Origin of the sequence: Streptomyces tsukubensis (assembly GCF_003932715.1) — a bacterium.
Lineage (GTDB): Bacteria > Actinomycetota > Actinomycetes > Streptomycetales > Streptomycetaceae > Streptomyces > Streptomyces tsukubensis.
In genome coordinates, this window is sequence record NZ_CP020700.1 from 176,094 (window position 1) to 189,923 (window position 13,830).

The 13,830-nt window shown below is 72.0% G+C and carries 1 protein-coding gene; it reads right to left on the bottom strand.

Annotated features, from left to right (window positions below; translation table 11 throughout):
- Positions 1-18 precede the first annotated feature (18 nt).
- The gene (locus B7R87_RS34475; protein WP_456300567.1) at positions 19-13,815 is read right to left on the bottom strand and encodes a type I polyketide synthase; all 13,797 of its coding nucleotides are present in this window, start codon (positions 13,813-13,815) and stop codon (positions 19-21) included.
- Positions 13,816-13,830: the final 15 nt, after the last annotated feature.

Genomic DNA, 13,830 nt, shown 5'->3' on the forward strand with positions numbered 1-13,830 from the left:
CCTGACCACGAGTGATCATCACGCGCCTCCGAGTTCCTTGTTGATAAAGTCGAGCACCTCATCGGCGGAGGCGTCGTCAAGATGCCCGGCGACGATTTCTCGTCCGGTACTGCCGGGGGCAGCGGGCTCGTTGGATCCGCCGCTGCGCAGCCAGCGGGACAGCATGGTCTGCATCCGCTCGGTAATGTCCTGGCGCGTTTCGGCGCCCTCTTCTATTGACTCCAGCTCGGTGGCCAGCCGGTCCAGGACCTCCAGTACGGAGTCGCCCTGTCCGGCCCCGTCCGCTCCCCCGCCGGTTGTTCCCAGGAGTTCGCCGCGGATGAAGTCCGCGAGGGCGGCGGCGTTGGGGTAGTCGAAGACCAGGGTCGAGGGCAGGCGGACCCCGGCGGCGGTAGAGAGGCGGTTGCGCAGTTCGACCGCGCCGACCGAGTCGAAGCCCAGGTCCTTGAACGCCCGCTGCGGCAGGACCGCTTGTCCCGACTCGTGTCCCAGGACCGCTGCCGCATGGCCCTGCACCAGCTCGATGAGCTGCTGGCGCTGATCGCCGGGCGACATGCCCTGCAGGCGGATCGCCAGTTCCGATGCGCTGGGACCGGCTTCGGTGCCGCTGCCCGCTCCGGCTTCGGCGGCGAGGACGGCGCGGACTTCGGGCAGGGCGGACAGGAAGGGGCTGGGGCGGCGGAGGGTGTAGGTGGGAACGAACTGGGGCCAGTCGAATCCGGCGACGGCGAGTACGCCCTCGTCGGCGTCGAGGACCTGACCCAGGGCACGCATGCCCCGCTCCGGGTCGATGCCCTCCATACCGAAGTCCAGCAGCCGGTCGCCGCCACTGCCCGCAGCCATGCCGACCCCGGCCCACAGACCCCAGGCAATCGAGCTCGCCGGGAGACCGCGGGAGCGCCGGTGGTCGCACAGGGCGTCCAGGTAGGCGTTGGCCGCCCCGTAGGCGCTGAGCCCGCCGCTGCCCCACGTCCCCGCGCCGGAGGAGAAGAGCACAAAGGCGTCGAGTGGGCGGTCTGTGGTCAGTTCGTCCAGGAGCATCGCGCCGCCGGCCTTCGCGGACAGGACGTACGACAGATCCTCCGCGCCGACTTCCTCGACCGGGATCTGCGCACCGACACCGGCCGCGTGCATCACCGACGACAGCACCGGTCCGCTGGTGTCGATCCAGTCCAGGAGGGTGCTTGTTGCGGTGCGGGCGGCGATGTCGGCGGCGATGACGTCGACAGCTGTTCCGGCGGTGGCGATCGACGCCGCCAGCTCGGCCACCCCGGAGGCGCGGGGGCCCGAACGGCTCGTCAGCACCACTCGCCCGGCGTCGCGTTCGGCCACCCAGCGGGCGGTGATCGCACCGACCCCGCTGGTGCCACCCGTGACGAGCACCGCGCCGGAGGGGCTCCAGTCCCGGCCCGTAGTCGGGCGGGGGGCATGCTCCAGACGGCGGCCGAGGATGCCACGGGCGCGCAGGGCGACCTGGTCCTCAGCACCATCGGCCAGAACCGACACCAGGCGCGCGGCGGTACGTGCGTCCCAGACGGCGGGGAGGTCGATCAGACCACCCCAGCGCCCGGCGAGTTCAAGTCCGGCGACGACACCCAGGCCCCAGACCTGCGCCTGCACCGCACTGACCACCGGCTCGGCCGTACTGGTACCCACGGCGCCCCGGGTGACGACCCACAGCGGAGCCGTCACCCCGGCATCGCCCAGAGCCCGTACCAGCTCCACCGTCGCCACCAGACCCGCAGAAACAGCCCCGTCACCGGGCAGGCCGTCGTTCAGCGCCAGCACCGACACCACACCGGCCGCCTCGGCAACAGCGGCCGAAGCAAGCTCGTCCGGACCGGCAACGGCCATCACCTCGGCGCCGCGCTCGGCCAGCACTCCGGCGACGGTCTCGGCGTCCGTACCGTCACCGACGACCAGCCACGTCCCCGACAGGACAGCATCGAAGTCGGGCACCGCAGCCCAGCGGATGCGGTAGCGCCAGTCGGCTACTGTCGCGTCGGCGCGTTCCCGCAGGCGCCAGTCGGTCAGCGCACCGAGCGTGCTCTCGGCGGCGTCGACACCCAGAAGCTGGGCCAGGGTATCCGCGTCACCCTGCTCGACGGCCGCCCAGAAACCGGCCTCCGCAGGCGAACTCCCTGTCTGCGGGAGGGCCGACGGTGCTGCCGGCCGCGGCCAGTAGTGCCGGTGCTGGAAGGCGTAGGTCGGCAGGTCGACGGTGTTCCCGCCGGACAGGACCGTGGTCCAGTCGACGGTCACACCGCGGACGTACGCTTCGGCGAGGGAGGTCAGCAGCCTTTCGGCGCCACCGTCGTCGCGCCGCAACGTACCGACCGCAATCGGGTCGCGGTCTTCGAGGGTGTCGGCAATGGCCTGGATGACGACGGGGTGGGGGGACGCTTCGACGAACACGCCGTGACCCGCCTCGCCCAGGACGCGGATGGCACGGTCGAACTCGACCGGCTCACGCAGAGACGCGTACCAGTAGGCGGCATCCATCTCCGGGCCGGTGAGCCACTGCCCGCTCATCGCGGACACCATCGGAATCCGGGCCTCGCCCGGGACGATGCCGGTGAGGGCGGTCAGGATGTCCTCGCGCAGGGCATCGACCTGCGGACCGTGAGAGGCGTAATCCACCGGGATCATCCGGGTCCGCACCGCTTCACCACAGGCGTCCTGCAGCTCCCGCAGGGCATCCGGCTCACCGGAGACCACGGTCGCGGAGGGCCCGTTGACCGCGGCAACCGACAGCCGGTCACCGAAGCCCGCGATCCTGCGCCGGACCGCATCGGCGGGCTCGGCTATGGAGAGCATGCCGCCGCGGCCTGCGAGGGCAGCGAGGGTACGGCTCCGCAAGGCGACGACCTTCGCCGCATCCTCCAGCGACAGGATCCCCGCCACCGCAGCCGCAGCGATCTCACCCTGGGAATGGCCGACCACGGCATCCGGCTGGACACCGGCGGCCTGCCAGACCGCGGCCAGCGACACCATCACCGCCCACAGGGCGGGCTGCACCACACCAGCAGCCTCGAAGCCGTGGTGTCCGGCGAGGACGTCGTCCAGCTCCCACTCCACATACGGGGCGAGGGCGGCCGCACACTCGGCCAGCCTGGCAGCAAACACCGGCGACTGGGAGGCGAGTTCGCGGCCCATGCCGACCCACTGACTGCCCTGGCCCGGGAAGACGAACACGGTCCGGCCGATACCGCCGGGAGCGACCTCACCGGTCACCACACCAGGCGCTGCCTGACCCGTAGCGACCGATACCAGGCCGGTGAGGAGTTCGTCGCGGCCGGTGCCGAGGACGACGGCGCGGTGCTCGAACACCGACCGGCCGGTCGCCAGCGACCACGCCACATCACCCACCGGCAGGCCGGGCCGGGCCACCATGTGCTCGCGCAGACGGCCCGCCTGCCCGGCCAGCGCGGCCGCGGTCCGGCCGGACACCAGCCACGCGGGGAGACCGGCCGAGAGCACGGGAGCGGGGGTCTTCTCCGGCCCCTGCTCCGCGGCCGCCGGAGCGTCCTGGCCCGGCGCCTCCTCCAGGATGACGTGCGCGTTGGTGCCGCTGATCCCGAACGCGGACACACCCGCCCGGCGGGGCTGGTCGCCCGCAGGCCATGCACGGGCCTCGTCCAGCAGGCGTACGTTCCCCGTCGACCAGTCCACATGTGACGACGGCGTCTGCGCATACAGGGTCTGGGGCATCCGGCTGTGCTGCAGGGCCATCACCATCTTGATGACACCCGCCACACCCGCGGCCTGCTGCGCGTGCCCGATGTTGGACTTCACCGACCCGAGCCACAGCGGCCGGTCCCCCGCCGGACGCTCCTGACCGTAGGTGGCCAGCAGGGCCTGCGCTTCGATCGGGTCACCCAGGGTGGTGCCCGTGCCATGGGCCTCCACGACGTCGACATCGGCCGCGGAGAGCTGGGCGTTGGCCAGGGCGGCGCGGATGACGCGCTGCTGGGAGGGTCCGTTGGGGGCGGACAGGCCGTTGGAGGCACCGTCCTGGTTCACCGCGCTGCCCCGGATGACGCCCAGGACGCGGTGGCCGTTGCGGCGGGCGTCGGAGAGACGCTCCAGCATCAGCATGCCGGCGCCCTCGGCGATGCCCATACCGTCGGCACCATCACCGAAGGCCTTGCAGCGGCCGTCCGAAGACAGGGCCCGCATCCGGGAGAAGCCGACGAACTCCATGGGGTCGGCCATCACCATCACACCGCCGGCCAGCGCCATCGTGCACTCACCACCGCGCAGCGCGGTGACCGCCTGATGCAGTGCCACCAGCGACGACGAACAGGCCGTGTCGACGGAGACCGCGGGGCCGACCAGGCCGAGGGTGTAGGAGATGCGGCCCGACAGGACGCTCAGGGCGTTGCCCGTGATCAGATGCGCCTGGGCGTCCGCGTCGTTGCTGGCCGCATCGAGGTAGCCGGAGGTGGCGGCACCGACGAAGACCCCTATTCCGGAGCCCTTCAGCGAGGCCGGGTCGATACCGGCGCGTTCGATGGCCTCCCAGGAGGTCTCCAGCAGCAGCCGCTGCTGCGGGTCCATGGCGAGGGCCTCACGCGGGCTGATCCCGAAGAAACCGGCGTCGAACTCGGCCGCCCCGGTGACGAACCCGCCCTCGGTCACATAGGTGGAACCCTCGGCGTCCGGGTCCGGGTCGAAGAGGGCTTCGGCGTCCCAGCCGCGATCGGCCGGGAACCCGGAAACCGCGTCACCACCGGAAGCCAGCAGCTCCCAGAACTCCTCCGGACTGCGGACCCCGCCGGGGTAGCGGCAGCCCATGCCGACGATCGCGATCGGCTCGGACGGAGCCTGGACGACGACGGAGGTGACCTGCTGGGACGCGGCCCCCAGAAGCCGGGTCAGGATTTCCTCGGCCAGAGCGGTGGGGTCGGGGTGGTCGAAGACGACCGTGGACGGCAGCCGTACCCCGGCGGCGGCGTTGAGCCGGTTGCGGAGTTCGACCGCGGTCAGCGAGTCGTACCCGACCTCACGGAACGCCCGCCCGGCCGGTACTTCCGCTACCGACTCGTGTCCGAGCACCGCCGCTGCCTGCGAACGGACCAGGTCGATGACGGTACGGCGCCGCTCGCTCTCCGACATGGCGGCGAGCAGGGTCGCATATGCGCCGCGGTCAGCCGCCGTCTCCGCCGGGCGGGTGGGTTCGGTGTCTTCCCGGGCTTCGGGAATGGTGTCCAGCAGGGGGCGGGGGCGGGCAACCCGGAAGACGGGTGCGAACCGGTCCCACTCCACGTCCGCGACGGCGACGAACGTCTCGTCCTCGGTGAGGATCTCCCCCAGCGCGGTCAGGGCCCGGTCGGTGTCAAGGAAATTCATGCCCTGACGGCGCAGACGACTGGGCGTAACCGCACCCGCGCCCTGCTCCATCGCGGCGTCGACCGCATCCCAGTCCCGGGTGTCCCACACACCCCAGGCAATCGAAGTGGCGGGCAGGCCGCGGGCGCGGCGGGCCTCGGCGAATCCGTCGAGGAAGGAGTTCCCGGCGGCGTAGGCGCCGTGGTCGTTGCTGCCCCAGGTCGCGGAGATCGACGAGAAGAGAACGAACTCGTCGATGTCGAGACCGGTGGTGGCTTCGTCGAGGTGCACGGCACCGGCCGCCTTCGCGCCCAGCGCGGCCGCCAGGCCTTCACGTTCGGTGTCCTCGACCCGGGCCAGGTAGGGCAGGTTCGCGGAGTGCAGCACCGTCGACAGACCCGGCCCGGACCCCTCGATCCAGCCGACCATGCCGTTGACCTGCTCCGGCACACCCAGATCACAGCTCACGACCTCAACAGCCGTACCGCCCCCGGCCACCGACGCAGCCAGGCCCGCCACACCCGGCGCAGACGGGCCCGAACGCGACGTCAGCACCACACGCCGTGTCCCGCGCTCAGCCAGCCAGTCACCGATGCACACACCGATCGAACCGGTACCACCCGTCAGCAGGACCGTCCCGCGCGGAGTCCACTTCTTCACCTCGGCGCGGCGTGCCTCCGCGCGCACCAGGCGGCGCAGGAGGATGCCGTCAGGCCGCAGAGCGACCTGGTCCTCACTGCTCTGGGTGAGGACGGTAGCGAGGTGGGTGCCGGCTTCGGCGGTGAACTCGGCCGGGAGGTCGACCAGTCCGCCCCACAGTTCGGGGCGTTCCAGGCCGACGGCGCGCCCGAGGCCCCAGACGGCGGTCTGGGCCGGGCTGGTGGTGACCTCACCCGGACCGGTCTGCACCGCACCACGGGTCAGGACCCATACGGGGACGGCGGCTCCGGCGCGGTGGACGGCCTGCACCAGCTCGACCGTCGCGGCCGTGCCGGACGGCACCCAGGGGAACTCCGCATCCGGGGTCTCGTCGAGGGCAAGCAGTGACACGATGCCGGTCGCTTCCGCGAGCGCGGCAGGGTCGAGGTCCCCCACACCCGGAACCCTGACGATCTCGGCGCCGTGGCGGGCCAGCGCCTCGGCCACCGCGGGCGCATCCCGGTCGTCCCCGACCAGCAGCCAGGTCCCGGAGAGAGCAGCAATGCTGCGGTTGGTGTCGGGCAGCTGCCAGGTGATGCGGTAACGCCAGTCGTCGACCGAACGGCCGGAGTGCTTGGCCTCGGGGGTCTCGGGCCAGAACCGGCGCCGCTGGAAGGCGTACGTCGGCAGGTCCACGGTGTTCCCGCCGGACAGGACGGTCGTCCAGTCGACAGCTACACCGCCGGTGTGTGCCTCGGCGAGGGAGGCCAGCAGCCGCTCGGCACCGCCGTCCTCGCGGCGCAGGGTGCCCACCGCGACCGGGTCGCGGTCCTCCAGAGTGTCGGCAATCGCCTGGATCAGGACCGGGTGCGGGGAGGCTTCCACGAAGACGCCGTGTCCGTTGGCGGCAAGCGCTCGCACTGCGCGGTCGAACTCGACCGGCTCGCGCAGGGATGCGTACCAGTAGGAGGGGTCCATTTCGGGGCCGGTGAGCCACTGCCCGCTCATCGCGGACACCATCGGGACGGTCGCCTCGTGCGGAGTGATGCCGGTGAGGGCGGTGAGGATGTCCTCGCGCAGGGCATCGACCTGCGGACCGTGCGAGGCGTAATCCACCGGGATCATCCGGGTCCGCACCGCTTCACCACAGGCGTCCTGCAGCTCCCGCAGGGCATCCGGTTCGCCGGAGACCACCGTCGCGGAGGGGCCGTTGACCGCAGCAACCGACAGCCGGTCACCGAAGCCCGCAATCCTGCGCCGTACCGCATCGGCAGGCTCGGCTATCGAGAGCATCCCGCCGCGCCCGGCGAGGGCAGCGAGGGTACGGCTCCGCAAGGCGACGACCTTCGCCGCATCCTCCAGGGACAGGATCCCGGCCACGGCCGCGGCGGCGATCTCACCCTGGGAATGGCCGACCACGGCATCCGGTTCGACACCGGCGGCCTGCCACACGGCAGCCAGGGACACCATCACGGCCCACAGGGCGGGCTGCACCACACCGGCGGCCTCGAAACCGTGATGTCCGGCGAGGACGTCGTCCAGCTCCCACTCCACATACGGAGCGAGAGCGGCTGCGCACTCGGCCAGCCTGGCAGCGAACACCGGGGATGCCTCGGCCAGTTCGCGGCCCATGCCGACCCACTGACTGCCCTGGCCCGGGAACACGAACACCGTCCGGCCGATACCGCCGGGAGCGACCTCACCGGTCACCACACCAGGCGCTGCCTGACCCGTAGCGGCCGACACCAGGCCCGCAAGCAGCTCCTCGCGTCCCGCGCCCAGGACCACGGCGCGGTGCTCGAACACCGACCGGCCCGTGGCCAGCGACCACGCCACATCACCCACCGCCAGCCCGGGACGGGCCACCAGATGATCACGCAGACGGCCCGCCTGACCGGCCAGCGCGGCCGGGCTGTGGCCGGAGACCAGCCACGCCGGGAGACCGGACGCCGGTGCCAGGACCGGCAGCGCCGGGGATCCGCCGGTCCCGGGAGCAGAGGCCGGTACGTCAGCGGGTGCCGGGGTCTCTTCGAGAATGACGTGCACGTTCGTGCCGCTCACACCGAACGCGGACACACCCGCCCGCCGCGGCCGGTCACCGGCAGGCCAGTCGCGGGCCTCCTGCAGCAGGCGTACGTTGCCTGCCGACCAGTCCACGTGCGACGACGGTGTCTGCGCATACAGGGTCTGCGGCATCCGGCCGTGCTGCAGGGACAGGACCATCTTGATGACACCGGCGACACCGGCCGCGGTCTGGAGGTGACCGATGTTCGACTTCACCGACCCGAGCCACAGCGGCCGGTCCCCGGCGGGACGCTCCTGGCCGTAGGTGGCCAGCAGCGCCTGGGCCTCGATCGGGTCGCCCAGCGAGGTGCCGGTGCCGTGGGCTTCGACGACGTCGACATCGGCCGCGGTGACCTGGGCGTTGGCCAGCGCGGCGCGGATGACGCGGCGCTGGGACGGGCCGTGGGGCGCCGACAGGCCGTTGGAGGCGCCGTCCTGGTTGACCGCGCTGCCGCGGATGACGGCGAGGACCTGGTGGCCGTTGCGGCGGGCGTCGGAGAGACGTTCCAGGAGCAGGACGCCTGCGCCCTCGCCCCATCCCATGCCGTCGGCGTCGTCCGAGAAGGCCTTGGAGCGGCCGCTGGATGCCATGCCGCCCTGCTCGGAGAACTCCATGAAGGCGCCCGGCGATGTCATCACCGCCACACCGCCGGCCAGGGCCATGGTGCACTCGCCGCCGCGCAGCGCGGTCACCGCCTGGTGGAGGGCGACCAGGGAGGAGGAGCAGGCGGTGTCGACGGTGACGGCGGGGCCGGTGAGGCCGAGGACGTAGGAGATACGGCCGGAGGCGACGGAGGAGACGGAACCGGTGAGGCGGTAGCCGTCCAGGCTCTGGTCATGGGCCGGGAGGCTGCTTTCGTAGCCGGAGCCGCTGGCGCCGATGAACACGCCGGTGGCCGAGCCGTGCAGTGACGAGGGGGCGAGGCCGGCGCGTTCGATGGCCTCCCAGGAGGTTTCCAGCAGCAGGCGCTGCTGGGGGTCCATGGCGAGGGCTTCACGGGGGTTGATGCCGAAGAAGCCGGGGTCGAAGTCGGCCACGTCGTAGACGAAGCCGCCCTCCCGGACGTAGGCGTTCCCCGAACGGACCGCTTCGCTGCCGAACTCTGCTTCGAAGGCTTCCCAGCCGCGGTCGGTGGGGAAGCCGGAGATGGCGTCCGTGCCGTTGGTCAGCAGCTCCCAGAACTGCTCGGGCCCGCGGACGTCACCGGGGAAGCGGCAGCCCATGCCGACGATGGCGATGGGCTCGCCGCCGGCGGCGGCCACCACCCGTACCGTGCTGTCGGCTTCGGCGGAGCCGAGGAGTTCGCCGCGGATGAAGTCCGCGAGGGCGGCGGCGTTGGGGTAGTCGAAGACGAGGGTCGAGGGCAGGCGGACCCCGGCGGCGGTAGAGAGGCGGTTGCGCAGTTCGACCGCGCCGACCGAGTCGAAGCCCAGATCCTTGAACGCCCGCTGCGGCAGGACCGCTTGTCCCGACTCGTGCCCCAGGACCGCTGCCGCATGGCCCTGCACCAGCTCGATGAGCTGCTGGCGCTGATCGCCGGGCGACATGCTCCGCAGGCGGCCGGCCAGCTCGGACCCGCCGGTTCCTGAACCGGCCGCGGGCTCGTTCTCCGCCGCCAGGATCTCCCGGACCTCGGGCAGGGCGGACAGGAAGGGGCTGGGGCGGCGGAGGGTGTAGGTGGGAACGAACTGGGGCCAGTCGAATCCGGCGACGGCGAGTACGCCCTCGTCGGCGTCGAGGACCTGGCCCAGGGCACGCATGCCCCGCTCCGGGTCGATGCCCTCCATACCGAAGTCCAGCAGCCGGTCGCCGCCACTGCCCGCAGCCATCCCGACCCCGGCCCACAGACCCCAGGCAATCGAGGTGGCGGCAAGGCCGCGGGAGCGGCGCTGGTCGCACAGGGCGTCCAGGTAGGCGTTGGCCGCCCCGTAGGCGCTCAGCCGGCCACTCCCCCACGTCCCCGCGCCGGAAGAGAAGAGAACGAAGGCGTCGAGTGGGCGGGCTGCGGTCAGCTCGTCCAGGAGCATCGCGCCGCCGGCCTTCGCCGACAGGATGTACGACAGATCCTCCGCGCCGATCTCCTCGACCGGGATCTGCGCACCGACACCGGCCGCGTGCATCACCGACGACAGCACCGGCCCACTGGCATCAATCCAGTCCAGCAGCGCGCTCGTCGCCGTGCGGGCGGCGATATCAGCGGCAATGACGTCGACAGCTGTTCCGGCCGTGGCGATCGACGCCGCCAGCCCGGCCACCCCGGAGGCGCGGGGGCCCGAACGGCTCGTCAGCACCACTCGCCCGGCGTCGCGTTCGGCCACCCAGCGGGCGGTGATCGCACCGACCCCGCTGGTACCGCCGGTCACCAGAACGGTGCCGTGCGGAGTCCAGCTCTGACGGACCTGGGGCCTGCCCGCGTGTTCGAGGCGGCGGCCCAGGATGCCGCGGGCGCGCAGGGCGACCTGGTCCTCCACGCCATCGGCCAGAACCGACACCAGGCGGGCGCCAGTCCGTGCGTCCCAGACGGCGGGGAGGTCGATCAGACCACCCCAGCGCCCGGCGAGTTCGAGACCGGCGACGACGCCCAGGCCCCAGACCTGCGCCTGCACCGCACTCACCACCGGCTCACTGGTGCCGGTGGCCACCGCGCCCCGGGTGACGACCCACAGCGGAGCCGTCACCCCGGCATCGCCCAGAGCCCGTACCAGCTCCACCGTCGCCACCAGACCCGCAGAAACAGCCCCGTCACCGGGCAGGCCGTCGTTCAGCGCCAGCACCGACACCACACCGGCGACACCCGCAAGGGTGGAGGCGTCGGCCTCGCCGGGGCCGGCAACTCTCACGATCTCGGTGCCGCGTCCGGCCAGTGCTCCCGCGACGGCGTCGGCGTCCGTACCGCCACCGACGACCAGCCACGTCCCCGACAGGGAGGTGTCGGAATCGGGAATGGCCGTCCATGCGATGCGGTAGCGCCAGTCGGTGAGTGTCGCGTCGGCCTGGGTGCGCCGCCGGTAGTCGGCCAACGCGGGCAGCATCTCCCCCAGCGCACCGCCGTCGACCTTCAGCGCAGCGGCGAGCTCGTCCAGATCACCACCCTCAACAGCGGCCCAGAACTCTGCATCGCTCTCGGTGACGTCCCGCGCCTCGGAAGGCTGCGCATCGGGCCAGTAGTGCCGGTGCTGGAACGCGTACGTCGGCAGGCCGACGGTGTTCCCGCTGCCCAGGACGGTGGTCCAGTCGACAGCCACACCCCGCACGTGGGCTTCGGCAAGGGAGGTCAGCAGCCTTTCGGCACCGCCGTCCTCCCGGCGCAGGGTGCCGACCGTGACCGGGTCGCTCTCGTCAAGGGTGTCGGCAATCGCGTGGATGACGACCGGGTGCGGGGAGGCTTCGACGAACACACCATGACCCGCCTCGCCCAGGACGCGTATCGCGCGGTCGAACTCCACCGGCTCACGCAGCGATGCGTACCAGTAGGAGGCATCCATCTCCGGGCCGGTGAGCCACTGCCCGCTCATGGCCGACACCATCGGAACGGCCGCGGGCTGGGGGGTGATGCCGGTGAGGGCGGTGAGGATGTCCTCGCGCAGGGCATCGACCTGCGGACCGTGCGAGGCATAGTCCACCGGGATCATCCGGGTCCGCACCGCTTCACCACAGGCGTCCTGCAGCTCCCGCAGGGCATCCGGCTCACCGGAAACCACCGTCGCGGAGGGGCCGTTGACCGCGGCAACCGACAACCGGTCACCGAAGCCCGCAATCCTGCGCCGTACCGCATCGGCAGGCTCGGCTATCGACAGCATCCCGCCACGCCCGGCGAGGGCGGACAGAGTACGGCTCCGCAAAGCGACAACCTTCGCCGCATCCTCCAGCGACAGGATCCCGGCCACGGCCGCGGCAGCGATCTCACCCTGGGAATGGCCGACCACGGCATCCGGTTCGACACCGGCCGCCTGCCACACCGCGGCCAGGGACACCATCACCGCCCACAGGGCGGGCTGCACCACACCAGCAGCCTCGAAACCGTGGCGTCCCGCGAGGACATCGTCCAGCTCCCACTCCACATACGGAGCGAGGGCGGCCGCACACTCCGCCAGCCTGGCGGCAAACACCGGCGACTGGGAGGCGAGTTCGCGGCCCATGCCGACCCACTGACTGCCCTGACCGGGGAACACGAACACCGTCCGCCCGGTGCCGCCGGGAGCGACCTCACCGGTCACCACACCAGGCGCTGCCTGGCCTGTGGCGGCCGACACCAGTCCGGTGAGGAGTTCGTCGCGGCCGGTGCCGAGAATGACGGCGCGGTGCTCGAACACCGACCGGCCGGTCGCCAGCGACCACGCCACATCCTCCACCGGCGACTCGGGCCGGGCTACGAGGTGCTCGCGCAGACGTCCCGCCTGGCCTGCCAGCGCGGCCGCGGTCCGGCCCGACACCAGCCACGCCGGGAGACCGGCCGAGAGCACGGGAGCGGGAGTCTCCTCCGGCCCCTGCTCCCGGATGGCCGGGGCGTCCTGGCCCGGTGCCTCTTCCAGGATGACGTGCGCGTTGGTGCCGCTGATCCCGAACGCGGACACACCCGCCCGGCGCAGCCGCTCGCCCGCAGGCCACTCGCGCGCTTCGTCCAGCAGGCGTACGTTCCCCGCCGACCAGTCCACATGTGACGACGGCGTCTGCGCGTACAAGGTCTGGGGCATCCGGCTGTGCTGCAGGGCCATCACCATCTTGATGACACCCGCCACACCCGCGGCCTGCTGGGCGTGCCCGATGTTCGACTTGACGGAGCCGATCCACAGGGGGTGGTCCTGGGCGGGGCGTTCCTTTCCGTAGGTGGCGAGCAGGGCGCCGGCTTCGATGGGGTCGCCGAGTTCGGTGCCGGTGCCGTGGGCTTCGACGACGTCGACGTCGGCCGCGGAGAGCTGGGCGTTGGCGAGGGCGGCGCGGATGACGCGGCGCTGGGAGGGTCCGTTGGGGGCGGACAGGCCGTTGGAGGCACCGTCCTGGTTGACGGCGCTGCCGCGGATGACGGCGAGGACCTGGTGTCCGTTGCGGCGGGCGTCGGAGAGGCGTTCCAGCAGGATCATGCCGGCGCCTTCGGCCAGGCCCATACCGTCGGCGCCGTCTCCGAAGGCCTTGCAGCGGCCGTCCGAAGACAGGGCCCTCATCCGGGAGAAGCTCACGAACTCGCTGGGGTCGACGATGACCATGACGCCGCCGGCCAGGGCCATGGTGCATTCGCCGGAGCGCAGGGCCTGGGCTGCCTGGTGGAGGGCGACCAGGGAGGAGGAGCAGGCGGTGTCGACGGAGACCGCGGGGCCGACCAGGCCGAGGGTGTAGGAGATGCGGCCCGACAGGACGCTCAGGGCGTTGCCGGTGATCAGGTGTGCCTGGGCGTCCGATTCGCCGCCGACGGCGGTGATGTAGTCGGAGGTGGTGCCGCCGATGAAGACGCCGGTGCCCGAGCCGTGGAGGGAGGCCGGGGAGATTCCGGCGCGTTCGATGGCTTCCCAGGCGGTTTCCAGGAGGAGGCGCTGCTGGGGGTCCATGGCGAGGGCTTCGCGGGGGCTGATGCCGAAGAAGTCGGCGTCGAAGTCGGCCGCGCCGGTGAGGAAGCCGCCTTCGGTGACGTAGGTGGAGCCTTCGGCGTCGGGGTCGGGGTCGAAGAGGGCTTCGGCGTCCCAGCCGCGGTCGGCGGGGAATCCGGAGACTGCGTCGCCGCCGGTGGCCAGGAGGTCCCAGAGTTCCTCGGGGCTGCGGACGCCGCCGGGGTAGCGGCAGCCCATGCCGACGATCGCGAT